22 protein-coding genes are annotated in these 23717 nt (G+C 66.2%); 15 read left to right on the top strand and 7 right to left on the bottom strand.

From position 1 onward, the window contains the following. Positions 1–12 precede the first annotated feature (12 nt). Together ACFFJ6_RS16370 and ACFFJ6_RS16365 are read left to right on the top strand one after the other, a co-directional pair. Positions 13–225, top strand: a complete 213-nt coding sequence (locus ACFFJ6_RS16370) for a DUF4170 domain-containing protein (RefSeq protein ID WP_378389560.1) — start codon at positions 13–15, stop codon at positions 223–225. Positions 226–498: 273 nt separating this feature from the next. After that, positions 499–1071, top strand: a complete 573-nt coding sequence (locus ACFFJ6_RS16365) for a hypothetical protein (RefSeq protein WP_378389558.1) — start codon at positions 499–501, stop codon at positions 1069–1071. Positions 1072–1389: 318 nt separating this feature from the next. Here the strand turns inward: ACFFJ6_RS16365 and ACFFJ6_RS16360 are convergent, their stop codons facing one another. Further along, positions 1390–2268, bottom strand: a complete 879-nt coding sequence (locus ACFFJ6_RS16360) for a metallophosphoesterase family protein (RefSeq protein ID WP_378389556.1) — start codon at positions 2266–2268, stop codon at positions 1390–1392. A 122-nt stretch (positions 2269–2390) separates the two neighbouring features. Between ACFFJ6_RS16360 and ACFFJ6_RS16355 the strand changes: the two genes are divergently transcribed. From ACFFJ6_RS16355 to ACFFJ6_RS16345, 3 genes are all read left to right on the top strand, one after another. After that, the gene (locus tag ACFFJ6_RS16355) at positions 2391–2879 is read left to right on the top strand and encodes an NUDIX domain-containing protein (protein WP_378389554.1); all 489 of its coding nucleotides are present in this window, start codon (positions 2391–2393) and stop codon (positions 2877–2879) included. Positions 2880–3047: 168 nt separating this feature from the next. Next, complete coding sequence (locus ACFFJ6_RS16350; RefSeq protein WP_378389552.1) at positions 3048–4700, top strand: mechanosensitive ion channel family protein; 1653 nt, start codon at positions 3048–3050, stop codon at positions 4698–4700. A 61-nt stretch (positions 4701–4761) separates the two neighbouring features. Continuing rightward, positions 4762–5274: a GNAT family N-acetyltransferase gene (locus ACFFJ6_RS16345; protein ID WP_378389550.1), complete on the top strand. Its 513-nt coding sequence runs from the start codon at positions 4762–4764 to the stop codon at positions 5272–5274. 24 nt (positions 5275–5298) lie between these two features. Here ACFFJ6_RS16345 and ACFFJ6_RS16340 read toward each other — a convergent pair whose 3' ends face one another. From ACFFJ6_RS16340 to ACFFJ6_RS16315, 6 genes are all read right to left on the bottom strand, one after another. Beyond that, positions 5299–7572, bottom strand: coding sequence for a TonB-dependent receptor (locus ACFFJ6_RS16340; RefSeq protein ID WP_378389548.1), 2274 nt, complete (start codon positions 7570–7572; stop codon positions 5299–5301). Positions 7573–7731: 159 nt separating this feature from the next. Further along, positions 7732–8088, bottom strand: a complete 357-nt coding sequence (locus ACFFJ6_RS16335; protein ID WP_378389546.1) for a hypothetical protein — start codon at positions 8086–8088, stop codon at positions 7732–7734. A gap of 156 nt (positions 8089–8244) precedes the next feature. After that, the gene (locus ACFFJ6_RS16330; protein ID WP_378389545.1) at positions 8245–10611 is read right to left on the bottom strand and encodes a TonB-dependent receptor; all 2367 of its coding nucleotides are present in this window, start codon (positions 10609–10611) and stop codon (positions 8245–8247) included. A gap of 129 nt (positions 10612–10740) precedes the next feature. Beyond that, positions 10741–11118: a hypothetical protein gene (locus ACFFJ6_RS16325; RefSeq protein WP_378389543.1), complete on the bottom strand. Its 378-nt coding sequence runs from the start codon at positions 11116–11118 to the stop codon at positions 10741–10743. A gap of 160 nt (positions 11119–11278) precedes the next feature. Beyond that, positions 11279–11806 (bottom strand): DUF3617 domain-containing protein, encoded by a 528-nt coding sequence (locus ACFFJ6_RS16320; RefSeq protein WP_378389541.1) that lies wholly within the window; start codon positions 11804–11806, stop codon positions 11279–11281. 24 nt (positions 11807–11830) lie between these two features. After that, positions 11831–12121, bottom strand: a complete 291-nt coding sequence (locus tag ACFFJ6_RS16315; RefSeq protein WP_378389539.1) for a hypothetical protein — start codon at positions 12119–12121, stop codon at positions 11831–11833. Between the two features lie 165 nt (positions 12122–12286). Here ACFFJ6_RS16315 and ACFFJ6_RS16310 point away from each other — a divergent pair, with 165 nt between their 5' ends. The 10 genes from ACFFJ6_RS16310 to arfB all read left to right on the top strand — a co-directional run bounded on the left by ACFFJ6_RS16310 (position 12287) and on the right by arfB (position 23705). After that, entirely contained in the window at positions 12287–12748 is a 462-nt protein-coding gene (locus ACFFJ6_RS16310) for a hypothetical protein (protein ID WP_378389537.1), read from the top strand. A gap of 134 nt (positions 12749–12882) precedes the next feature. Continuing rightward, the gene (locus tag ACFFJ6_RS16305) at positions 12883–13578 is read left to right on the top strand and encodes a ribonuclease T2 family protein (RefSeq protein ID WP_378389535.1); all 696 of its coding nucleotides are present in this window, start codon (positions 12883–12885) and stop codon (positions 13576–13578) included. A 261-nt stretch (positions 13579–13839) separates the two neighbouring features. Next, positions 13840–14808: a bifunctional riboflavin kinase/FAD synthetase gene (locus tag ACFFJ6_RS16300; RefSeq protein WP_378389533.1), complete on the top strand. Its 969-nt coding sequence runs from the start codon at positions 13840–13842 to the stop codon at positions 14806–14808. Next, positions 14805–15377, top strand: coding sequence for a sugar O-acetyltransferase (locus ACFFJ6_RS16295; protein WP_378389531.1), 573 nt, complete (start codon positions 14805–14807; stop codon positions 15375–15377). The genes ACFFJ6_RS16300 and ACFFJ6_RS16295 overlap by 4 nt, the downstream gene beginning before the upstream one ends. Positions 15378–15555: 178 nt before the next feature. Beyond that, entirely contained in the window at positions 15556–18630 is a 3075-nt protein-coding gene (gene ileS / locus ACFFJ6_RS16290; RefSeq protein WP_378389529.1) for an isoleucine--tRNA ligase, read from the top strand. Between the two features lie 259 nt (positions 18631–18889). Next, a complete protein-coding gene (lspA, locus tag ACFFJ6_RS16285) occupies positions 18890–19387 on the top strand; it encodes a signal peptidase II (protein ID WP_378389527.1) in 498 nt (165 codons plus the stop codon). A gap of 90 nt (positions 19388–19477) precedes the next feature. Then, positions 19478–20206, top strand: coding sequence for a hypothetical protein (locus ACFFJ6_RS16280; RefSeq protein ID WP_378389525.1), 729 nt, complete (start codon positions 19478–19480; stop codon positions 20204–20206). 178 nt (positions 20207–20384) lie between these two features. After that, the gene (locus ACFFJ6_RS16275) at positions 20385–21770 is read left to right on the top strand and encodes a M16 family metallopeptidase (protein WP_378389523.1); all 1386 of its coding nucleotides are present in this window, start codon (positions 20385–20387) and stop codon (positions 21768–21770) included. A gap of 2 nt (positions 21771–21772) precedes the next feature. Next, positions 21773–23146, top strand: coding sequence for a M16 family metallopeptidase (locus ACFFJ6_RS16270; RefSeq protein WP_378389728.1), 1374 nt, complete (start codon positions 21773–21775; stop codon positions 23144–23146). 139 nt (positions 23147–23285) lie between these two features. Continuing rightward, entirely contained in the window at positions 23286–23705 is a 420-nt protein-coding gene (arfB, locus tag ACFFJ6_RS16265) for an alternative ribosome rescue aminoacyl-tRNA hydrolase ArfB (protein WP_378389521.1), read from the top strand. Positions 23706–23717 lie beyond the last annotated feature (12 nt).

Below are 23717 nucleotides of genomic sequence, written 5' to 3'. Positions count from 1 at the left end.
GGAGACAGGATCATGTCGGGCAGCAACTTCTGGGTGATTGGTGGCGAGTTCGGATCGATGAACTTCCACAAGCTCGTCGAAGGGTCGGCCCAGGTGAAGGGCCCCTTCAAGACCCGCAAGGAGGCCGAAGAGGCCTGGAAGGTTCTCTCCGAGGAAAACCGCCATCGCGCCGGCGTGCGGTTCTCGATCGTGGAAGAGCCGAACCGGGCAGTCACCCCGGCCTGATCCGCTCCTTTAGCCGCGGCGGCGCACGCGCCGCGCGGCGAACTAGACCAGATAGAAGACGTCCAAGGACTTTGGCGGTCTCACCGGGGCAACCCGGTGAGGCCGCCATCGTCGTTTTGGGAGCTGGGTGGGCCGCTGCGCATCTGGCCTGTGGATGGAACCGGGCGTTGTTGTGGCGCGCCCCCGTGCCGCAAATCCTTGCAAGGTCAGGGCCTTTGCGGCGGTCATGGTTGCTGGTAGGTTAATTTTGAACAATCGAGCCCGGTTTGTCGAATGGCGGACGCGCACAACAAGGTCAGCGGAACAGCCGAGGCCCGGCCGATGCGGCTGCGGGACGCGTTGCGCCAGGCCCGGATCGAGGCTGCCGACCGGACCGGCGTGGTCGTCGACCTGCGCGACGCCGAGATCGCCCGGCTGGAGATTCTCAACGAGGCGCTCGATCCGCTGTTCGACGAAATCCCGGCCGGCGTCGATCTGTTCGACCGCGGCTTCAGCCAGGGCGTCACGCCGCGGCTGTGGATCGATGTCGTCGCCCACGTGATGATGGGCCGTGACAAGCGGGTCTATCGCTTCGTCCAGGACACCCGTTACGGCCGCATCGTGCTGGCCGAATCGCACCAGCCCGCGGTGATCGTCGACGCGATCACCAGCTACATTGCCCGCCGGCTGATCGAGCGCGACCACGCGCTGGCCGCGGCTGGCCCGCTGCTGCTGCCGGCTTCGGCCGATCCGGCGCCGCCATCCAAGCCGCGCCGCGGCGGCTTCTGGCTCTTCGCGCTCGGCTTCATCGCCGGCGCCCTGGCGCTGTTCGCGGTCGCGTTGTTCGCTTCGCTGCGCAACGTGTGACCGCGAGCGCTTTAGAGCGCTTCATCGCTTGATGGAAACGATCCGACCTTCCGCAGGCACTGAATCCTCATCCTGAGGAGCACGGCAAAGCCGGGCGTCTCGAAGGATGGGGAGACGCGGTATGAGCGGCCCATGGTTCGAGACGGCGCTGCGCGCCTCCTCACCATGAGGTTGGGCGTGTGGCGGGTGTTACTGATCTTCCTATCCGATTCTAAGAAAAGCAGAACTGCTCTAGCGTTCCAGCAAAGCCTTTCCCCGTCATTGCGAGCCAACGGGTCGGCGCGGAGCGCCGCCCCGTTGGCTCGCAATGACGGCGGACTACAGCATCACCGGCTCGCGCAGCTCCTGCACCGTCTCGGTGCCGGCGAAGCCGCGGCTGCGGTGTTCGCAGCGCCAGCCGCCGCTGGTCTCGCTGACCGTGAAGAAATTATAGGCGGCCGACGGGCGATGGTGGTCGTTGAACGCGGAGGCCGACGGCACGCCGACCACCGGGATGGACCTGGTCGGCGTATCGATCCAGATCGTCGCGTGGACGTGGTCGTGGCCGTGCAGCACCAGCTCGACCGGGTAGCGCTGTAGCAGCGCGATCAGCTCCCGCGAATCCGTCAGGCGCTTGAAGCGCGAGCGCGACCGCAGCGGATGATGGATCATCAGCACGCGAAACACAGGCTGGTCCGCCAGCCCCGCGAGCAGGATTTCAAGCTTCGCCCGCTGCGCGCTGCCGAGCCGGCCGGTCGCCATGAACGGCGCAGTCGGCACTGCGCTGGAGACGCCGATCAGCGCGACGTTGCCGCGCCGGCGCAGATAGGGAAAGCCTGCGACGCCGTCGTCGCCGCTGAGATAGGGGGCGAAGTCCTCGCCGAAGCGGAGCGCCGTTGAGGTGACGTAGGCGTCGTGATTGCCGGGCACGAGACTGACGCTGTGCGGCGGGCCGACGGTTTCGAGCCATTGCCGCGCCGGCGCGAATTCGCCCGTCAGCGAGATGTTGAGCAGATCGCCGGTGACCGCAATGTGGTCGGGCTGCTGCGCCTGGATGTCGCCGACCAGCGTGTCGAGGATGTCGCGGCGGTGGATGGCGTGGCGGTTGCGGGTGTAATTGAGGTAGCCCAGCACGCGCTTGTTGGCGAGTTCGCGATAGCGCGGCTTCGGCAGCAGCGGCAGATGCGGGTCGGACAGATGCGCCAGCGTGAACGTCATCGCGCTTTCCTTCCGGTCCCGAAATCGGGCCCGCACTCGCTGTCAAAATCGGCTCGGTTTTGGCAAGGTCGCTCGATCGGTGCAAGCGCCCGCTGCGCCAGCCATTCGGGGATTGTCCGCCTTTGCCGGCTCTGCAGACCTTGCGACTGAAGTTCGAACCTGTGCTGCGGCGGGTGTTTCATCTGTACTGGCGGTTCGCCCGCGGCATGACGCTGGGCGCGCGGGGCGTGGTGCTCGACGGTCAAGGTCGCGTTTTCCTGATCAAGCACAGCTATGTCAGCGGCTGGCATCTGCCAGGCGGCGGCGTCGAGGTCGGTGAGACCTTCCTCGACGCGCTGCGACGGGAACTGATGGAAGAGGGCCGGATTGAACTTACCGGGGATCCGGAGCTGCACGGCATCTTCCTGAACAGCCATGTGTCGCCGCGGGATCACGTGGCGGTCTATGTGGTGCGAAAATACCAGCAAGACCGGGCGCCAGATCCGAATTTCGAGATTGTCGCGTCGGGCTTTTTCGAGGTCGCCGCCCTGCCGGACGAAACGACTCTCGGAACGCGGCTGCGGATCGCCGAGGTGCTGGGTCGCGAGCCGAAACGCCCGACCTGGCGGTGAATCGCCGCGTGAGCTGCCCGATCGAGGGCCCGATTGCCGCGCCGATCACATCTAGGGCTCATTTCTCTGGTCAGACCGCCGCATCCAATCCAGCTCTTTTTGAAAGGACCAGTTTTGACGGCAACCGCGAAAGCCATCGCTCGATCCCTGCTGATTATTTGGGCCGTATTGGCGGCGAACCTCGCCTTTGCACAGGTTCCGGCCCCTAGCGGCAACGGGAACGGCGATTCCGCCCCGAAGGCGCAGGAGAAGACGCCCGATCCTCTCGGCCGCGACACGCCGGCCGGCCTGGTGTCCGGCTTCATCAGTGCGGCTGCCGAGCAGAACTACGAGAAGGCCGCGCAGTATCTCGATCTGAGCAAGGAGAAGGGCGTCTGGGGGCCCAGCGTCGCCCAGCAGTTGCAGCGGATTCTCGATCAGGGCGGCTACGTGTTCTCGCGCCTGCGCATGAGCACCGAGCAGGCCGGCGACGTCGACGACGGCCTGCCGCCGGACCAGGACAAGTTCGGCGCGGTCCGCACCACCAGCGGCCTGGTCGATCTGATCGCCCAGCGGGTCGAGGACAAGGACGGCAACAAGATCTGGCTGGTCTCGGCTCGCACGGTGGCCGACCTGCCATCGCTGTCGCGCACCGTGATCTCCAGCATGGTCGACCGGCTGCTGCCCTATTCGTTGCGGGATGATTATCGCTTCGCCGGCGTGCCGGTCGGCCACTGGCTGGCGGTGCTGACGCTCGCGGTGGTGTCCTTCCTGCTGGTCTGGGCGATCATCTCGTCGCTGCTGTGGGTGGTGTTCCGCCTCCGCAATCGCCAGGACTCCCGGCTCCGCAAGGTGCTGAGCGCATCGGCATTCCCGATCCGGCTGTTCTTCACGGTGTGGATGCTGCGGGTCACCATGGTGCTGGCCGGCGTCTCGATCGTCGCCCGGCAGCACATGTCGAGCGTCACCGAGATCATCGGCTGGATCGCGTTGTCGTGGATCATCTGGCGGGTCGTCGATGCCTTGGGCGAATTCGCGATCGCCCGCATGACCCTGCGGGGCCGCCTGTCGATGCTGTCGGCGGTGACGTTCATCCGCCGCGTGGTGAAGTTTGCGCTGGTCGCATTCGCGGTGATCGCCGGCCTGAATGCGCTCGGCTACAACGTCACGGCCGGCCTCGCGGCTCTGGGTATCGGCGGTATCGCCATCGCTCTGGGTGCGCAGAAGACGATCGAGCATCTGGTCGGCAGCCTGACGCTGGTCACCGACCAGCCGATGCGCGTCGGCGACTTCTGCAAGTTCGGCGACACGATGGGGACGATCGAGGACATCGGGATGCGCTCGACCCGCATCCGGACGCTCGATCGCACGCTGATCACCGTGCCGAACGGTAACCTGGCGGCGCTGCCGATCGAAAACTTCAGCCGCCGCGACAAGTTCTGGTACCACCCGATCCTGGACCTGCGCTACGAGACCACGCCGGAGCAGCTGCGCTCGCTGATGGACTCGATCCGCGAACTGCTGATCGATCATCCGAAGGTCGACAGCCCCGGACGGGTGCGGATGATCGGCTTCGGGCCGAATTCGCTGAAGGTCGAGATCTTCGCCTATGTGCATGCCGTGGACGGCGACGACTTCCTGGAGGTCCAGGAGGAGCTGTCGCTGCGGCTGATGGAGCTGATCGAGGCCGCCGGCACCGGTTTCGCGCTGAACTCGCAGACGCTCTACATCGCGCGGGACCGGGCGCTGTCGATGACGCGCTCGCCCCAGCTCGCGCCGCACGAGCAGGACGGCGGCGAGGCCGAGGGGCGGCCCCAGCAGGCCGCGAACGCCAGAACCTGACGGATGCCACTGCCGCCGGGCGATGGACCACGCCCGGCGGCAGTGCTATTGCGCGTCCGCCATGACCGATCTCAACCTCACCATCCTGCCCGAATCCCCGAACGACGCGCACGCCATCGAACGGCTGCACGAACGCACCTTCGGGCCCGGCCGCTTCGTGCTCAGCGCCTATCGGCTGCGCGAGCATGTCGACCACCTCGCCGAATTGTCGTTTACCGCCCGGATCGGCACGCTGCTGGTCGGCTCCGTCCGGCAGTTGCCGGTGATGATCGGCGAGACGCCGGCGCTGCTGCTGGGGCCGCTCACCGTGGAGCCGCCGTTCCGCTCGCGCGGTGTCGGCCGGCTGCTGCTCGACCGGGCGATCTCGGATGCGCGGGCGCAAGGGCACAAGCTGATCGTTCTGGTCGGCGACGAGCCGTATTACAGCCGCGTCGGCTTCAAGAAGATTCCCAAAGGCCGGGTCACCATGCCGGGGCCGGTCGACGCCGGCCGCCTGCTGGTGCTCGAACTGGCCGACGGGGCCTTCGAGGGCGTCAGCGGTCCGATCCGCCCGGATTGGAGCAAGGCGCGCTGACGCGCCTTGCTGTTGGGCTGGCGCTCAGAATTTCTGCGAGATCCCCGCATAGAAGCCGCGCCGCGGACCGTATTGCGGCGCGAACACGCCGATCCCCGAGCCGTCGCGGATCTCGTAGACGCTGTCGAACAGGTTGACGACGTCGAACCGCACCGTGGTCGGCTTGGTCGGGCTCGCCAGATAGAAGTCGTGCGACACGCCGAGGTTGACCTGGGTGTAGGACGGCAGCGATCCGATATTCGCAAATCCCGATCGCAGGCCGCTGCCGTAGATCATCGAGGCGCTGAAATTGGTGTCGTGCCAGCGATAGGATGCGCCCGCCGACGCCGTCACCAGCTGCGCGTGATCGGTGTAGATGTAATGGTTGGCGATGTAGGCGAGTTCGTCCGGATCGAACAGATACTGGTTCGACACCACATTGGTGGCGATCTGCCGCGCCAGCGCCAGGTTGGCGTAAACCCGAAGATTGCCGTTGGTGTACGAGCCCTTGAATTCGACGCCGACGTTTTCCGCCCGCTCGTAGTTGAAGGCCGACAGCACATAAGCGGCGCCGAACTGGCCGTCGTCGAGCAGGTCGCGGGCGGTCTTGTAATAGGTGTCGATGCCGACTTCGAGGCCGGGAAGCAGGCGCTGCGTGACGCCGATGTCGAACACGTTCGAGCGCTCCGGCAGCACCGGGCTGCTGGCGTTGACGGCCGGCTGCTGCGTCGTGTTCTGCACCAGCGCCAGATTGGTCGGCGCCGCCAGCACCTGCGCGGGCGGCGTGAAATTGCGCGAATAGCCGGCGTGGAAGGTGGTGTCCTCGAACGGCTTCCAGGTCACACTGATACGCGGGCTGAGCTGGTTGGCGTTGGTGTATTCGTTCATCTGGTCGAACCGCAGGCCGGAATTCAGCGTCACCGTGTTGGTGACCCGCCATTCGTCCTGCAGATAGGTGCTGAACAGCCAGCCGAGCTTGCTGCTGGAATCGACGACGCCGAATGGCGCGTCCATCGGATTGCCGTTGTCGTCGAGCGGCAGCACCACCGAGGAGTTTGTCACGCGGCTCTGTTCGGCCGTCACCTGGAAGCCGCCGCGCAGCGTATGCGCGTCGCTGAGCCGGTAGGAGCCGTCGGCCTGGATGCCGCTGGCGACGCTCTTGCGATAGACGTCGGAGGCGACGCCGTTGAACACCAGATCGCCGATCGTATCGGGCGTGAAGTGCAGCGTGCTGGAGCGTGAAAACGCCGAGAGCTGCAGGTCGAAGCCGTTGATCGACTTCTGCAGCGCCAGAACCCCGAACGCATTACGTTCGCGCTGGGTTTCGTTGAGCAGCGCGGAGTCGAAATTCGACACGCCGAACGCCGTGAAGCCGGGCGTCTGGCCCGGATTGTTGGGGATCTGATAGTTGTTGGCCGAGGCGCCGCCGATGAACGTCAGCCGCGTCGAATCGTCGATCACGGTCGACAGATAGGCGAAGCCCTTGCCCTGCTGGGAGTCGTCGTGGATCGCGTTCGGCGCCGAGGTCGGGTTCTCGAGGTCGAGCCCGGTGCCGAAGTAACGACCCGAGACGAAGTACTGCGTGGTACCGGCCGTGCCGCCGTATTCGATGCTCGGCGTGATGGTCTGGCGGCTGCCGCCATACACGCTGACGGTGCCGCTGTTGTTGAATGCGTCGGTGCGCGTGGTGATGTCGACGACGCCGGCGCTGCGCAGGCCGTATTGCGCCGGCAGCGCGCCGGTGAGCAGCGTCAGTCGTCCGACCAGCGAGGTGTCGAGCATCTGGCCGAAGCCGCTGACGCCGTCGGGCAACGCGATGCCGTTGATGCGATACTGCACGTTGGCGTGCTCGTTGCGGACGTGCAGATCGCCGCTGGCGGCGGAATCCTGCGACACGCCCGGCGCCTGCAGCAGCACCTTGTCGAGCGTGGCGTTGGCGCCCTGCGGCAGCGCCACGATCGCCTCGTGGCTGACGTCGAAGGCGCTGGCGCCGTTCGGTGCGAAGATCGCCTGCCGCGCGGCATCGAAGCCTGCATGTTTGGCCGCTACCGCCTGCGCCGCGGTCTGCACAGCCGTCTGGACATCCCGCTCCGGAGGTGCCGTCGCCGCGCCGCGCCGTCCCCGCGATGCGGTCTGAGTTTTCGGCCGGCGGGCCGGATGCGGAGTGCGCTGCGGCTGGATCACGTCGATTTCCGGGAGCGCCGTGGTGCCGCGTGGCGCGGGCGCCGCGCTTTGCGCGAGGCCGGGCGAACTGAGCGCGACCAGCAGCAGCGATGCTGTGCTTGAAGCCGCGAGGCTTCGTTTGATGTGAGAAAGCATGTGAGTCTCCTCGAAGCCACGCATGCGCTCACGGGCGACGCTGATCGTCGCCGCGGATGTTGCGGGCGTTGGCTTGCCGTCGGTGGCCGACGGGCTTGGCTGACATCTGTCGAGCTCGCTCCATCAGCGGGCGAACCCTGGTTCACAGTGGGGTCGATGTCAGCAGGCGGGAGGCGCGCGGGGATTGAAGGCGGTTCGGATGCCGTCGGCGCGGATCAGTACGAGATCCGGGACGGAATGAACGAAGGCGATGGCTTGCCGCAGCGGCAGGGATGGCGGCGAGGCGTCGAGCATCGCGTCGGCCATCGCCATGACGGCGCAGATCGTGCAGGTGTCGGCGCTATCGTCCGAGGAGGGATCGGAGTCCGGAGCTGCCGGATCGGCGGCGGTGAGCGCGAGCACCGCCGAATGCGTGATGATCTGGTGGAAGTGACCGAACGCGACGACGAAATGCAGCGCCAGCGCCACCAGCGCCAGCCGCGTTCCCAGACGGATATGCGTCCGTACCCAGTTCATCGCTCATCCGAGTTCGACGTCGCGCATGGCGGTCGGCGCCGAACATAGTCAGTAATCGAAACCGGCGTCGCCGACAATTCCGGCGACGCCGACAGTGGTCTCGTCGTCATTCCGGGGTCTCGAGCTTCGCTCGCTCCCCGGAATGACTGAACAGGGTCAGAACTTCAGATTGGCGAACGCCCGGACGCCGATGCCGGGCATCAGCACGTTGTCCTTGCTGTACGACACCGAGTTGCGGATGTTCTCGTTGAGCAGGTTGTTGCCGACGAGGCCGACCAGCATTTCGCGGGCGCCCCAGGCGTTCGGATCAAGCTTGGTCCGATAGCTGACCTCGGCCCGCAGCAGGTTGTAGCCGGGCGTCGTGGTCTCGGCGATCTGCGCGACGTCGTTCTGGGCGAACGCGTGCAGAAGGTTGATCCGTGTCAGCCAGTTGGCATCGCGCCAGAACAGACCGCCGCCGACGCGCATCGGCGGGATGCGCGGCACGTTGGTGCCGTCCGCGAAGGTGGCGCGGACGATGTCGAACTGGTTCTCGATGCCCCACGTGCCGCCATAGAGCTGCGCGACGTCGAGCTGGCTCTGGAATTCGCCGCCCTTGAAGGTGGCGTCGCGCTGCGAGTAGATCGCCTGGTTCAATTCCAGTGTGCCGGTCGCCGGATCGACGCAGGACGCGTCGTCGCAGGTGTTGCCGGTCAGCCGCCGATAGATGAAGCCGCTGAACTTGGTGTAGTAGGCGGTGATCTCGAACCGGAACGGTCCCTCGGCGCGGCGCAGGCCGAGTTCGATCGACTTGGCGGTTTCGATGCCGAGATTGGGATTGCCGATATCGAAGGTCTCGGTGGCGTCGTGACCGCCGCGCGAGAACAGTTCGGCGGGCTTCGGCGCACGCTCGACATATTGCCCGGTGATGCTTGCCGACAGTCCCCATGGCAGCGCCTGGATCAGGCCGAGGCTGAAGCTCTTCGGCGTGAACGACCGGCTCTGCGCGACCGAGGCGCCGATCGCGTTCGGATCGGCGTTGAGGTCGAACAGCTCGGGGATCGCCGACGGCGTCATGCCCGACAGATCGACATGCTCGATACGGCCGGCGACCTGCGCCTTGGTGGTCTCGGTGAAGCGCAACTCGTTGAACACGTAGCCGGCGACCTTGGTGTTCTTGTTCGGGTCGAACAGGCCGTTGATCGGGCTGCCGACATTGTCCGGGCTCGGCGCGTTCAGCTCCTGGTGGCTGGCCTGGACGCCGACCGCGGTGGTCACCGCCGCAAAGCCGGCGTTGAACGGCGTCAGCTGGACTTCGAGGCGGCCTTCCTGCTCGCGATTGGTGAAGGTCTGGCGCACGCCGTCGGTGGTCGGATCGCCGGCGGTGGCCTGCCCGATTTCGTTGTGCTTGTAGTCGGTGGCGCCGACCCAGAACCGGATCGCGTCGATCGCGGCGGTGTCGGGACGATATTCGCCCTTGGCGTTGAACTTGGTTTGCTTGGCGTCGATCCGCGTGCCGACCTGCGAACCTTCAACGCCTGGAATGCGATAGATCGAATTGTTCTGCGTGATCGACGCGCCGATGAAGCCGCCGTCGAACAGATAGGAGCCGCCGACCGAGGCGCCGGCCGCGGTCGCGGCGGAGTTCGGCTGACGGCCGTTGAACGGCAGGCCGGGCTGCGCATAGGGATAGCTCGGCACGTTGTAGTCGCTGGCGTTGCGGCCGTAGACGTCCGCGTGAACCGCCACGTTCTTGCCGGCGGCATCGAGCAGCACCGCGCCTTCGACGCCGCGATCGACCGAACTGACCGAGGTGCGGACCTCGGCGTTCATGCACCCCGGCGCTCCGCCGATCACGGGCGCCTTGGTCGGCAGGCCGTAGCTCTGGAACGGCTGCGCGCAAGGCGGCAGCGCATCCGGGATACGATTGTTGGTGGCGCTGACCACGCCGCCGATCGCGGTCGAGCCGTAGCGCAGTGTCGCCGGGCCGCGGATCACTTCGACCTGGTTGGTGGCGAGCGGATCGATCGGCACGAAATGGTCTTCGCCGAGATCGGAGGCACCGTTGCTGCCGATGCCGTTCTCGATGATGCTGACGCGGTTGACGTCGAGGCCGCGGATGATCGGGCGGCTGGATGCGCCGGGCGCGTAGCTCGAGCCGGTGATGCCGGGCTTGTTGTTGAGGAGATCGCCAAGTGTGCCGCCGCCGCTGCGGCGGATTTCCTCGTTCGGCACCACCGTGACGGTCGCGAACTGGTCGGTGACGATCGGCAGCGTGCCGGGAAGCGGGGCCGCCGGCTGGGCCACCACCGGCTGCGCTTCGGCGGGCGCGGGACCACGTTGCCGGGCAGGGGCTGCGACACGCGGAGCCGGGCGCGCCGGCGGCGCGGTGTGGCGGCGCACGATCGGGCTCGGCGCGGTCACGGTGACCTCCGGCAGCGTGGTGGCGGCCTGCTGGGCGAGCGCGGATGACGCTGGCAGGCCCTGGAAGCCGGCGAAAGCTGCGCCTCCGAGCAGAAGGGCGCGTCGGATCGGGAATGGCATGGTTTGACTCTGGTCCTGACTTGGCCGGCCCGGGTTGCGCCCGGAGGCCGGTCTCTGCGCGCGGCAGATCGAATGCGGATGGGCTGCGCGCACCGACGAAGGTGCCGCGCATGACGCGTTTCGAGGTCGTCAGGACAGAGGAGGCGCGCGGGGCTGGAAGCCGCCCGGCTGCTGGCCGGGTTCGGCCGCCGCAAAGCCGGCGAAGCGGTAGCGCAGACCATGGCCGACCTGCAGCGGCAAGGACGGCGGCGATGCGTCGAGCATCGCATTGGCCATCGCATGCACGGCACAGATCGCGCACAGGTCGGCGGTCCGATCATGATCGTGGTCGGTAGGCGCGGAATCGGCGGTGGAGGCGATGAGCGCTGGATCGAGCTGTGCGGCATCGATCTGCGCGGGAGGCGTTGCAAGGGCGTCGAAGTGACCGAACGAGGCGACGAACTGGATCGCCAGCGCGATCAGCGCCAGCCGTGCTCCCAGCCCGATTTTCGCCCTTACCCAGTTCATGCCCACCACGCCCCCGCCGGCCGGCAAGTCTCACCGCGCGACGTTACAATGTAACATCGCGACAAGCGGTTCGGCTGTCAACGGAGACGGGAGCGATGGTTGTGGGGTGTGACTTTTCCGCCAGCCTCGTCGATGCGCCATCAGCCGGCTGGCAGAGACGTTACTTCTTCGGGATCAGCGCCTTCAGCTTTTCCATGTCGGCGATATTCATCTTGATGCCGCCGGGCATCACGATGTCGCCGGGCTTCTGGCCATCCTTGCAGGCACCGAGCCACTTGGCGTCGAGCGTCATGTTGCTGCTCTTCGGCACTCCGGGCAGAGGATTTTCGTTCTGCGAGGTGACCTTGACCGTGTAGGCCGAGTTGAAGTCGCCGCTGATTTCGGCGTGCGACTTGGTGGTCATGCCGGCTACATTGCACACCGTGTCGTTGACGTAGCCGGTGGCGGTCTTCTGGATGTCCTGCTTGGAGCAGGCCTCAGTGGCCATCGGCTGGACCGCCGACGTCATCTTCTTGTCGGTGCTCTCGTCGGTGCAATGCTGCATCGTGAGGTCTTCGCCCGCGGAGCCGGCGCGCTGCATCTTCAGCTCCCACAGCCCGGGCTTGCGGGTCGGCAGATCGATCGCGTGCGCGGCCGTCGCCGGGGCGGCGAGCAGCAGCGGCAGCATCCAGACGCGAAACGCGCGCATGCCAATCACTCCCGACAATCCCACTCAGTAGCCGACGCGGAGCGGACGCTCGGTCGCGCCGTACGGCACCCAGCGGCAGGAGAACGAAATATAGCCGCCGTAAGTCGCCTGGACGCCGAGCAGCTTCACCACCTTGCCGTATTGAGCGCAGTGCTCGATCGCGATGGTGCGAACATCGGCGACGCCGACCAGATTGTAGGAGATGATCCCGCCGGTATCGTTGCCCTGGACTGCCGACACGATATCAGCGCGGGCGGCGGTGCCGGACAGCACGGCAGACAGGACGGCAAGGCCGGCGGCCCCAAGCATGCGCATCAGATTCTCCTTCATAGCTGATCCGATTCTAGTGCGGGATGGCGGCGATTGAAAGAACGTGCGGGCAATCCCGGTGTGGGATGTGCCGAGGTGTGGCTGCGCTGCACTTGACCTCGTCATGGCTTCGCGGCACCGTCCGCGCAGCAAAGATCCGGTGAATCATCCATGCGCGTCATCTCTTCTCTGAAGTTGTCCTCGGCTGGCCTTGCGGTGCTGCTGGGGCTGTGCGCGTTGGCACCGGCGGCGCAGGCCGCCAACCCGCTGGAGAAGAACTTCTGGCTGTCCGGGCCGCGCTACGACGGCGATCTGCCGAGCTGCGAGTCCGGCCTGCCGGCGATCACCTATCAGTTCGCCGAGAAGGAAGGCCTTTACTGGAATTCGAATCTGCGGATCACCGCCTATTCGGGGATCCATGAGGTCGCGTTCCGGCCCTGGCAGAGCGACAACATTCCGCGTCGCTATTGCACCGGCGATGCGATCCTGAACGACGGCAAGGCGCACCGGCTGCACTATTCGATCATCGAGGACGGCGGGCTCGCCGGCTTCAGCGACGGCGTCGAGTTCTGCATCGTCGGTCTCGACCGCAACTGGGCCTTCAACCCGGCCTGCAAGGCTGCCAAGCCGTAAGGCCGCGAGCGGCGGGCTGCGCTTTTTCTGGCTCGCCGTCGCGCGAGATGGTCGGGTCTTTCCACCATTTGCGTTCTTGAAACGTTCCTGATCGGTCGCTAGGCTCCCGCATTATGGGAGCGGGGCTTTTCATCATGCGTGATTTTATCGTTCGCTGGCGGTCGATGATCGCCGCCCTCGCGGCTTGCGCAGTCGGTCTGACCGCAAGCGCTGCCGTGGCTCAGGATACGCGGCAGAACGCGCCGGGCGAGTTCGATTTCTACGTGCTGGCGCTGTCATGGTCGCCGTCTTATTGCGAGCAGGCGTCGGAGCGCGGCAATAGCGGGCGCTCGCAGCAGATCCAGTGTGGCGGTCGGCCGTTCTCCTTCGTGGTGCACGGGCTGTGGCCGCAATATGAGCGCGGCTTTCCGGAATATTGCCAGCGGCCGTCGCCTCGACTCGACCGGCGCATCATGAATTCGATGCTCGACCTGATGCCGGCGCCCGGCCTGATCTACAACGAGTGGGACAAGCACGGCACCTGCGCGGGCACCTCGGCGCGTGACTATTTCGAGAACATTCGCAAGGCCCGTGCGGCGGTCCGTATTCCGCCGGATTTCATCGACGCCAAGGAGCCGCGGACGGTGACGCCGGCCGAAGTCGAGGACGCCTTCGTCAAGGCCAATCCCGGCCTGAGCACCTCGGCCATCTCGGTGATCTGCGACCGCACCCGGCTCACCGAAGTGCGGATCTGCATGAGCAAGGACCTGCAATTCCGCGCCTGCGAAGAAATCGACCGCCGCGCCTGTCGCCGCGAGCGGCTCGAAGTGCCGCCGGTCCGCGGCGGCTGAGCGGCCGTCCCCCTTCGCATTGAATCTCCTCCGTCATGCCCGGGCTTGTCCCGGGTATCCACGTTCTGGTCCGATCCTGCAGGGAAGGCGTGGATGGCCGGGACGAGCCCGGCCATGACGGAAAAGCTTTGCTCTTATAGGATTTTAACTGATTGAGAGACGGTTGGCGGCGGTGTTCGAGCCGGGCCTAACCTTGACTTCCCGTACCGCTCGGCGTCACCGTCATTTTCCCACCTTTGAAGCGATGAATTGAAATCCGAAATGACTGGCTTTGTCGTGATCCGCGATGACACTCCCGCGTCCGCCATTCCGAAAGGCGCGGTGGTGGCGATGGGCAATTTCGACGGCGTGCATCGCGGCCATCGCGCCGTGATCGGGGCGTGCCTCGACATGGCGCGGATCCGCAAGGCGCCGGCCTTCGCGGTCACGTTCGAGCCGCATCCGCGCAAATTCTTCGCGCCCGACGCGCCGCAGTTCCGCCTGACGGACGAGCCCGCCAAGCTGCGGCTGCTGGCCGGCACGGGCCTCGACGGCGCCGTGGTGTTGCGCTTCGACGCCAAGCGTGCCGCGACCACAGCGCATGATTTCATCCAGCAAGAACTGATCGAGCGCCTCGGCGTGCAGGGCATCGCCATCGGCTACGATTTCCACTTCGGCAAGGGCCGGGGCGGCTCGCCGGCGATGCTGGTCGGAGAGGCGCCGGCGCTGGGCATCGAAGTCGACGTTCAGCCGCATGTCGATTTCGGCGATCACCCGGTGTCGTCGAGCGCGATCCGCAAGGCGCTGGCCGAGGGCCATATCGCCGCCGCCACCGAGATGCTGGGCGCGCCGTGGTTCATCACCGGCGAGGTGATCCATGGCGAGAAGCGCGGCCGCGACCTCGGCTATCCCACCGCTAATATCCGGCTGGATCCGCAATGCGAGCTGAAGCACGGCATCTATGCGGTGCGGATCGGCCGCGGCGGCAAGCACTATGACGGCGTGGCGAATTTCGGTCGCCGCCCGACCTTCGACAACGGCGCGCCGCTGCTCGAGACGTTCCTGTTCGATTTCAAGGACTCGCTCTACGGCGAGCAGCTCGACATCGCCTTCATCGCCTTCATCCGCGAGGAAGAGAAATTCGAGAGCATCGAGGCGCTGATCCGCCATATGGACGACGACAGCGCCCGCGCCAAGGCGGCGCTCGCCGCCGACCACGGCGCCTTCCCGAAGCTCGGCGAGGTGGCATGACCCGGACTGAAAAAGAGAAAATGCTGGCCGGCGAACTGTACCGCCCCGGCAGCCCGGAGCTTGCCGCCGACGAGGCCGCCAACAAGGCCTGGATGGCTCGCTACAACGTCTCCGGCGCGCAGCCGGCGGCGGAACGGCGCGTGCTGCTGGCCGAGCATCTCGGCCATGTCGGCACGGGCGTCGTGGTGCGGCCGCCGTTCTTCTGCGACTGCGGCTACAACATCTTCCTCGGCGACGGCGTCTTCCTGAATTTCAACTGCGTGATTCTCGACATCATGCCGGTGAGGATCGGCGACCGCACTCAGATCGGGCCGGCGGTGCAGATCTACGCCGCCGATCACCCGCGCGACGCCGCCACCCGCAGCATTGGCCTGGAATTCGGCCGGCCGGTGACGATCGGCGCCGATGTCTGGATCGGGGGCGGTGCGATCATCCTGCCCGGCATCACCATCGGCGACGGCGCCGTGATCGGGGCCGGCAGCGTCGTCACGCGTGACGTCCCGGCCAATGCCATCGTCGGCGGCAACCCGGCCAAGCTGCTCGGGAAGGGCGGCCAGACGCAAGGATGACCGAAGCGGGGCTTTGCGATCCTGCGACCGCCTGCTAATGAATGCCCGCATGTTTGCACGGCGCCTCATCAGCATTAGCGGCCCGGCTTCCGCCTGAGCTTCGAGTTCGGCGCAAGACCGGGACCGGCCCTACTTCATCGCGATCGATCGCGTCAGCGCCTCTTGACCCAGAGCTTCCATGTCCGACAAGCCCAAGACCGACGCCGCCCAGAGCGGTAACGACTATTCCAAGACGCTCTTCCTGCCGCAGACGGAATTCCCGATGCGCGCCGGGCTGCCGCAGCGCGAGCCGGAGATGCTCAAGCGCTGGGAGGAGATGAACCTCTACGGCAAGCTGCGCGACGGCGCCAAGGGCCGCGCCAAATTCGTGCTGCACGACGGCCCGCCTTACGCCAACGGCAACATCCATATCGGCCACGCGCTCAACAAGATCCTCAAGGACGTCGTGACCAAGAGCCAGCAGATGCTCGGCTACGACTCCAACTACGTGCCGGGCTGGGACTGCCACGGCCTGCCGATCGAGTGGAAGATCGAGGAAGAGAACTATCGCTCCAAGGGCAAGCCGAAGCCGAACTTCAAGGATTCGACCGCGATGGTGGCGTTCCGCAAGGAATGCCGCGCCTACGCGCAGAAGTGGCTCGACGTGCAGCGCGAGGAGTTCAAGCGGCTCGGCGTGATCGGCGACTGGGATCATCCCTACGCGACGATGAACTACGCCGCCGAAGCCCAGATCGCCCGCGAACTGATGAAGTTCGCCGCCAACGGCACGCTGTATCGCGGCTCCAAGCCGGTGATGTGGAGCGTCGTCGAAAAGACCGCGCTGGCCGAGGCCGAGGTCGAGTACGAGGACTACACCAGCGATACGGTGTGGGTGAAGTTTCCGGTAGTGCCTTCAAGACAAGGCGTTTTTCCAGGCATCCATCGTGACGCGCCCGCGGAGGCCAAGAAGGTCTTCGATCTCTTGATGCGATCGTCGGTGGTGATTTGGACCACCACGCCCTGGACGCTGCCGGGGAACCGCGCCATCGCGCTTTCGCCGCATGGCGACTACGCTATCTTCGAGGTAACCGAGGCTCCAGAAGGCAATTGGGGAGCCGTCGGTGATCTGCTCGTCCTTTCGCGGGCGCTTGCTGAAAGCGTTATGAAGGCGGCAAAGGTCACCTCTTATCGAGAGGTAGCTAAGCTGCTGCCTTCCGATCTGTGGGGGGCTACTTGTGCACATCCCTTCCGCGGAGAGGGATACGATTTTGATGTTCCCCTCCTGTACGGCGACCACGTCACCGATGATGCAGGCACTGGTTTCGTCCATACCGCGCCCGGTCATGGCCGCGAGGACTTTGAGCTTTGGACATCCGCTGTGACTTATGCCGCCTTGCAGATGCGCGGCATCGCCACCGCCATCCCCTACACCGTCGATGAGAACGGCGCGCTGACGGATCATGCGCCGGGCTTCACCGGCAAGCGGGTGATCAACGACAAGGGCGAGAAGGGCGACGCCAACGAGGCGGTGATTCAGGAATTGATCGCGCGCGGCGCGCTACTGGCGCGCGGCAAGCTCAAGCATCAGTATCCGCATTCGTGGCGTTCGAAAAAGCCGGTGATCTTCCGCAACACGCCGCAATGGTTCATCGCGATGGACAAGGACATTGCGGACAATGGCGCGGCCAAGCCCGGCGACACGCTGCGCGCTCGCGCCTTGCAGGCGATCTCCGTCACCCAATGGGTGCCGCCGGCCGGCCAGAACCGTATCAACGGCATGATCTCCGGCCGTCCCGACTGGGTGATCTCGCGGCAGCGTGCCTGGGGCGTGCCGATCGCGGTGTTCATCAAGGACAAGGGCGACGGCTCGGTCGAGATCCTGCAGGACGAACTCGTCAATCAGCGCATCGCCGAAGCCTTCATGCAGGAAGGCGCAGACGCCTGGTACGCCGACGGCGCTGCCGAGCGCTTCCTCGGCGCGCGCGCCAGCGAGGGCTGGCAGAAGGTCGACGACATTCTCGACGTCTGGTTCGATTCCGGTTCGACCCACGCCTTCGTGCTGGAAGATGCGCAGAACTTCCCCGGTCTCGCCGGCATCCGCCGCAAGGTCGACGGCGGCGCCGACACGGTGATGTATCTCGAAGGCAGCGATCAGCATCGCGGCTGGTTTCATTCGTCGCTGCTGGAGAGCTGCGGCACCCGCGGCCGTGCGCCCTATGACGTCGTGCTGACCCACGGCTTCACGCTCGACGAGCAGGGCCGCAAGATGTCGAAGTCGCTCGGCAACACCACCGACCCGGCCAAGGTGATCGCGTCCTCCGGCGCCGACATCCTGCGGCTGTGGGTGTGCGCCACCGACTACGCGGACGATCAGCGCATCGGCCCCGAGATCCTCAAGAACGTGGTCGAGACCTATCGCAAGCTGCGCAATTCGATCCGCTGGATGCTCGGCACGCTGCATCACTACAAGCGCGACGAGGCGGTGGCGATCGAGGACATGCCGGAGCTGGAGCGGCTGATGCTGCATCAGCTCGCCGAGCAGAGCGCCGTCGTGCGCGCCGCCTATGCGGAGTTCGACTACAAGACCGTGGTGTCGTCGCTCGCGGCGTTCATGAACACCGAGCTGTCGGCGTTCTATTTCGACATCCGCAAGGACACGCTGTATTGCGACCCGCCGTCGTCGCTGGCGCGCAAGTCGGCGCTGACTGCGATCGACATCATCTGCGACGCCATTCTGAAATGGCTGGCGCCAGTGCTGTCGTTCACCGCGGACGAAGCCTGGACGATGTATCGGCCGGACGCCGAGCCGAGCGTGCATCTGACGCTGTTCCCGCTCGACCTCGGGTCGTATCGCAACGACGCACTGGCCAAGAAGTGGACGCTGATCCGCGCGGTGCGCCGGGTGGTCACCGGCGCGCTGGAAGTCGAGCGCGCGGCCAAGCGGATCGGCTCCTCGCTCGAGGCCTCACCGATGATCTATCTGCCCGAGCAGTTCATGGGCGACATCTTCGATGTCGACTGGGCCGAGATCTGCATCACCTCGAACGCGATGGTCGAGATCCTGCGCGGCAACGACACGCCGCCGGCCGATGCGTTCCGGCTGCCGGAGCTCGCCGACGTCGCCGTGGTGGTCGAGCGTGCCCAGGGCACCAAATGCGCCCGCTCATGGAAGATCCTGTCGTCGGTCGGCAGCGATGCCGACTACCCCGACGTCTCCCCCCGCGACGCCCAGGCGCTGCGCGAGTGGAAGGCGCTCGGCGGCGCGGCGGCTTGAGCGTGATGTCACGTGCGCCAACTCCTCATGGTGAGGAGCGCGCCATTGGGCGCGCGTCTCGAACCATGAGGATTCGTGGCCCGCATCCTTCGAGACGCGGCGAAGACGCCGCTCCTCAGGATGAGGAGGCCGTGCCGGCTGCTTTCTTTCCGTCATGGCCGGGCTTGTCCCGGCCATCCACGCCTCGCATCGCTTCGGCACCCGAAGACGTGGATGCCCGGGACAGGCCCGGGCATGACGGGAATGGGGCGATTGTCGAATGAACAAGCCCCTCCGTCTCGGCATCCTCGCCGCCGCCGTCGCGCTGGTGCTCGATCAGGCGACCAAGCTCTGGCTGCTGTTCGGCTTCGATCTTGCCCGCAAGGGGCTGGTTAGCATCACGCCGTTCTTCGACCTGGTGCTGGCCTGGAACACCGGCATCTCCTACGGCTGGTTTTCCGATCAGGGACCGGTCGGGCAGGCGGCGATGCTGGCGTTCAAGGCTGTGGCGATCGTCGTGCTGGCGATCTGGATGGCGCGCTCGACCACCCGGCTTGCGACGATCGGTCTCGGCTTGATCATCGGCGGCGCGATCGGCAACGCGATCGACCGGCTGGCGTATGGCGCGGTGGTGGATTTCGCGCTGTTTCACGTCCAGATCGCCGGAAAAACCTATAGCTGGTACGTGTTTAACCTTGCCGACGCGGCGATCGTTGTCGGCGTCGCGGCGCTGTTGTATGACTCCTTCTTCGGAGCACCCGCCGCAAAAGCGCCCTGATCCCGGCCGATACGGGCACCGCGGCCAAGGCCGCGCCGGCGACCTGTCGCGGCCGGCGACCGATCGCAAGACGTGAACAGGATCAACGCCATGCGCCAGACCTTGCACACCTCCCCAATGTCGCACGCCTCTCCGGCTGCGCTGCTGCGTGCGGCGCGCCTGGCTGCCGTCGCGCTGGGTGTCGGATTGGTGTTGTCCGGCGGCGTGGCGCGGGCGCAGGACCCCGAAGAGGACGACCGGACCTTCGAAGAGAAGCTGATCGGCGGCCTGATGAAGGGCATCGGCGCCACCAATATGGAAAATTCCGGCATCGACTATCGCGAGCGTTCGCCGCTGGTGGTGCCGCGCAATCTCGATCTGCCGTCGCCTGAGGCGTCCGCCAAGGAAGTCAACGCGCCGAACTGGCCGAAGGACCCCGACGTGCAGGCCCGCAAGGAAGCCCGCGCCGCGGCCCGCCGCAGCAAGCCGACGCCGCAGGAATCCGCGCGTCCGCTGATGCCGTCCGAACTGGCCGCGGTCCGCTCGGATTCGTCCTCCAACAAGGCGAATGGCGATGCGACGCAGCCCGGCAACCAGGTGAACAACCCGATGCTGAGCCCGTCGCAGCTCGGCTTCAACGGCAGCCTGTCCAGCCTGTTCGGCGGCGGCAACAAGGCCGAAACGGCGCCGTTCACCGGCGAGCCGACCCGCGAGACGCTGACCCAGCCGCCGGTCGGCTATCAGACCCCGTCGCCGAATTTCGCCTACGGCACCGGCCCGAAAGAAGCGCTCGGCAACAAGCGCATCGACGTGATGACGGGCAAAGAAGTCAGCAATTGATCCGGGACCACGAGCTTAGCACAGAGCTCGTCAGTCTCCGCCGGATGCGGCCGCGCCGCATCGCTTTCGACTTGATCCACATCGTTGTCCGCCCGGGTGCGCCACATGCTGGCGCATCGACGCGGTTCGCTGTCTGCCGACCCGATCCGACCTCTCCCACCGGGATGATCGCCTGACCATGACCGCATTCGCTTCGCCGCTGCGCTCCGCCTTCGCCGTTCTCGCCGCTACGCTGTGCCTGGCCGGCGCCGCGAGCGCCCAGACAGTGAAGGCTAACCCGCCTGCGACCTTCACGCTTCCCAACGGCCTCAACGTCGTGGTGATCCCGGATCACCGCACGCCGGTGGTGACGCAGATGATCTGGTACAAGGTCGGCTCGGCCGACGAGACGCCGGGCAAGTCCGGGCTGGCGCACTTCCTCGAACATCTGATGTTCAAGGGCACTGCCAAGCATCCGGCCGGCGAGTTCTCGCAGACCGTGCTGAAGATCGGCGGCAACGAGAACGCGTTCACCTCCTACGACTACACCGGCTACTATCAGCGCGTGCCGCGCGACCAGCTCGACCGGATGATGGAATTTGAGGCTGATCGCATGACCGGCCTGGTGCTGAAGGACGAGAACGTGTTGCCCGAGCGCGACGTCGTGCTCGAAGAGTACAACATGCGGGTCGCCAACAATCCGGACGCGCGGCTGACCGAGCAGATCATGGCGGCGCTGTATCTCAACCATCCCTATGGCCGGCCGGTCATCGGCTGGCATCAGGAGATTCAGAAGCTCGACCGCGAGGACGCGCTGGCGTTCTATCGCCGCTTCTACGCCCCCAACAACGCGACGCTGGTGATTGCCGGCGACGTCGAGGCGGATCAGATCCGGCCGGCGATCGAGCGCATCTATGGCGCCATCCCGCCGCAGCCGGCGATCGCGCCGCAGCGCATGCGCCCGCAGGAGCCGACCCCGGCCGGCCCGCGTACCGTGACGCTGGCCGATCCGCGCGTCGAGCAGCCGAGCGTGCGGCGCTATTATCTCGCGCCGTCGGCCCACACCGCCGCCAAGGGCGAGAGCACCGCGCTGGAAGTACTGGCGCAGCTGATGGGCGGTGGCAGCAATTCGTATCTGTATCGCGCGCTGGTGATCGACCGGCCGCTCGCGATCAGCGTCGGCACCAACTATCAGGGCACGGCGCTCGACGACACCCAGTTCGTCGTCGCCGCGACGCCGAAGCCGGGCGTCGAGTTCTCCGAGATCGAAAAGGCGATCGACAACGTCATCGCCGACATCGTCCGCAACCCGATCCGCTCCGAGGATCTGGAGCGGGTGAAGACCCAGCTGATCGCCGAGGCGATCTATGCGCAGGACAATCAGGCGACGCTGGCGCGCTGGTACGGCGCCGCGGTGACGACCGGGCTCACCGTGCAGGACATCCAGACCTGGCCGGATCGCATCCGCGCCGTCACCGCCGAGGAAGTGCGCGCCGTCGCGCAGCAGTTCCTCGATCGCAATCGCTCGGTCACGGGCTATCTGGTCAAGGGCACGCTGCCGAAGCCCGAGGAGAAGCGCTCGTGACCATCGCCATTCGTTTTGTAAAGCGCCTCGCGCTCGCCGCCGCGCTCACGCTCGCCGCCACGGCGCCGGGCCTCGCCGCGGCCAAGATCCAGAATCTCGTCACGCCCGGCGGCATCCATGCCTGGTTCGTCCAGGACGCCACGGTGCCGCTGATCTCGATGGAGTACTCGTTCGACGGTGGCGCCAGCCAGGACCCGGCCGACAAGCCCGGCGTCGGCCACATGGTGGCGAATTTGCTCGACGAAGGCTCGGGCGACATGGATTCGGCGACGTTCCACGAGCGGCTCGACCGCCGCGCCATCCATCTGTCCTACAGCGTCACCCGCGATTACTTCCGCGGCTCCTTGCGGATGCTGAAGGAAAATCGCGACGAGGCGTTCGGCTTGCTGCATACCTCGCTGACGTCCGCGCGGTTCGAGGCCAAGGACGTCGAGCGCATCCGCGCGCAACTGATCTCGACGCTGCGCCGCCAGTCGCTCGATCCGAACACGATGGCGAGCCGCAAATTCTTGCAGGTCGCGTTCGGCGATCATCCCTACGGCCGGCCCTCGACCGGCACGCTGGAAAGCCTGCCCAAGGTCAATGTCGAGGATATGAAAAGCTACGTCGGCAAGGTGCTGGCAAAGGACACTCTGAAGATCGCGGTGGTCGGCGATGTCGATGCCGACACGCTGGCGAAGCTGCTGGACGCCACCTTCGGCAGCTTGCCGGCGAAGGCGCGGCTCGCGCCGGTGGCGGATGTCGTCGCCACCAAGCCGCCGCAGCGCAGCTTCGTGCCGCTCGACGTGCCGCAGACGGTGGTGATGTTCGGCGGTCCCGGCTTCAAGCGCGCCGATCCGGACTTCATGGCCGGCTACGTGGTCAATCACATCCTCGGCGGCGGCTCGCTGTCGTCGCGGCTGTATCGCGAAGTGCGCGAGAAGCGCGGGCTCGCCTATTCGATCTACGAGTCGATGGTGTGGATGGAGCATTCGGCGCTGTTCACCGGCGCGACCGGCACCCGCGCCGATCGTGCCGCGCAGAGCATCGAGGCGATCGAGGCCGAGGTGAAGCGGATGGCCGAAGAGGGGCCGACCCAACAGGAGCTGGACGAGGCGAAGTCGTATCTCAACGGCTCGCAGATGCTGTCGCTGGATACGTCGGCGAAGCTCGCCCAGGCGATGCTGCAATATCAGAACGACGGCCTGCCGATCGACTACATCGACAAGCGCAGCGAAGTGATCAACGCCGTGACGCTCGACGACGCCAAGCGCGCCGCCAAGCGGCTGTGGTCGGACGGCCTGTTGACCGTCGTGGTCGGCCGCACGCCCCAGGCGGCGGCCGATCCCGCCGCCGTGAAACCCGCCGGCACCCCGCCGCCGCCGCGGGCGAATTAGGGTATCGCCATTCTGAGAGCGCGCCGATTGGCGCGCATCTCGCAGGATGTGCTACAGGGCAGTCCCCCTGAGGTTCGCGCCGCGCGGACCTCAGGATGACGAATCCCATTTGGTCGGGCGAGACCCGAGCGGGTGCCCCATGCTGCGGATCAGCCGCAATCTTTCGATCGACGAGGACGACATCGAGATCAGCTTCGTGCGCGCGTCGGGCCCCGGCGGGCAGAACGTCAACAAGCTCTCGACCGCCGCCCAGCTCCGCTTCGACACCAGCAAGATCGCGCTGCCCGAAGACGCCGCGCTGCGGCTGATCAATCTCGCCGGCCAGCGCATGACCAAGGAGGGCGTGATCGTGATCCACGCCCAGCGTTTCCGCACCCAGGAGCGCAACAAGGCGGATGCGATCGACCGCCTGCTCGAACTGCTGCGCGAAGCCATGGTCCGCCCGGTCCCGCGCCGCGCGACCCGTCCGACGCTCGGCTCTAAGAAACGCCGCCTCGAAGGCAAGAAGCGCCGTGGCGATGTCAAAGCCGGCCGCAGCGGCAAGAGCTTTGACGATTGACGTGCGCCGCCA

The organism is Rhodopseudomonas telluris, assembly GCF_042432815.1.
GTDB classification, from domain to species: Bacteria; Pseudomonadota; Alphaproteobacteria; order Rhizobiales; family Xanthobacteraceae; genus Rhodopseudomonas; species Rhodopseudomonas telluris.
Note: the sequence above shows the minus strand (reverse complement) of the source record. Positions and strands in the feature narration are given on the sequence as shown.

What these genes read in the sequence shown, in the direction of transcription:
- ACFFJ6_RS16365 (WP_378389558.1), top strand. Translation starts at nt 499, where the DNA reads ATGGCGGACGCGCACAACAAGGTCAGCGGAACAGCCGAGGCCCGGCCG.
- arfB (WP_378389521.1), top strand. Translation starts at nt 23,286, where the DNA reads ATGCTGCGGATCAGCCGCAATCTTTCGATCGACGAGGACGACATCGAG.
- ACFFJ6_RS16305 (WP_378389535.1), top strand. Translation starts at nt 12,883, where the DNA reads ATGCGTGATTTTATCGTTCGCTGGCGGTCGATGATCGCCGCCCTCGCG.
- ACFFJ6_RS16275 (WP_378389523.1), top strand. Translation starts at nt 20,385, where the DNA reads ATGACCGCATTCGCTTCGCCGCTGCGCTCCGCCTTCGCCGTTCTCGCC.
- ACFFJ6_RS16330 (WP_378389545.1), bottom strand. Translation starts at nt 10,611, where the DNA reads ATGCCATTCCCGATCCGACGCGCCCTTCTGCTCGGAGGCGCAGCTTTC.
- ACFFJ6_RS16370 (WP_378389560.1), top strand. Translation starts at nt 13, where the DNA reads ATGTCGGGCAGCAACTTCTGGGTGATTGGTGGCGAGTTCGGATCGATG.
- ACFFJ6_RS16310 (WP_378389537.1), top strand. Translation starts at nt 12,287, where the DNA reads ATGCGCGTCATCTCTTCTCTGAAGTTGTCCTCGGCTGGCCTTGCGGTG.
- ileS (WP_378389529.1), top strand. Translation starts at nt 15,556, where the DNA reads ATGTCCGACAAGCCCAAGACCGACGCCGCCCAGAGCGGTAACGACTAT.
- ACFFJ6_RS16300 (WP_378389533.1), top strand. Translation starts at nt 13,840, where the DNA reads ATGACTGGCTTTGTCGTGATCCGCGATGACACTCCCGCGTCCGCCATT.
- ACFFJ6_RS16340 (WP_378389548.1), bottom strand. Translation starts at nt 7,572, where the DNA reads ATGCTTTCTCACATCAAACGAAGCCTCGCGGCTTCAAGCACAGCATCG.
- ACFFJ6_RS16280 (WP_378389525.1), top strand. Translation starts at nt 19,478, where the DNA reads ATGCGCCAGACCTTGCACACCTCCCCAATGTCGCACGCCTCTCCGGCT.
- ACFFJ6_RS16360 (WP_378389556.1), bottom strand. Translation starts at nt 2,268, where the DNA reads ATGACGTTCACGCTGGCGCATCTGTCCGACCCGCATCTGCCGCTGCTG.
- lspA (WP_378389527.1), top strand. Translation starts at nt 18,890, where the DNA reads ATGAACAAGCCCCTCCGTCTCGGCATCCTCGCCGCCGCCGTCGCGCTG.
- ACFFJ6_RS16345 (WP_378389550.1), top strand. Translation starts at nt 4,762, where the DNA reads ATGACCGATCTCAACCTCACCATCCTGCCCGAATCCCCGAACGACGCG.
- ACFFJ6_RS16325 (WP_378389543.1), bottom strand. Translation starts at nt 11,118, where the DNA reads ATGAACTGGGTAAGGGCGAAAATCGGGCTGGGAGCACGGCTGGCGCTG.
- ACFFJ6_RS16320 (WP_378389541.1), bottom strand. Translation starts at nt 11,806, where the DNA reads ATGCGCGCGTTTCGCGTCTGGATGCTGCCGCTGCTGCTCGCCGCCCCG.
- ACFFJ6_RS16335 (WP_378389546.1), bottom strand. Translation starts at nt 8,088, where the DNA reads ATGAACTGGGTACGGACGCATATCCGTCTGGGAACGCGGCTGGCGCTG.
- ACFFJ6_RS16295 (WP_378389531.1), top strand. Translation starts at nt 14,805, where the DNA reads ATGACCCGGACTGAAAAAGAGAAAATGCTGGCCGGCGAACTGTACCGC.
- ACFFJ6_RS16315 (WP_378389539.1), bottom strand. Translation starts at nt 12,121, where the DNA reads ATGCGCATGCTTGGGGCCGCCGGCCTTGCCGTCCTGTCTGCCGTGCTG.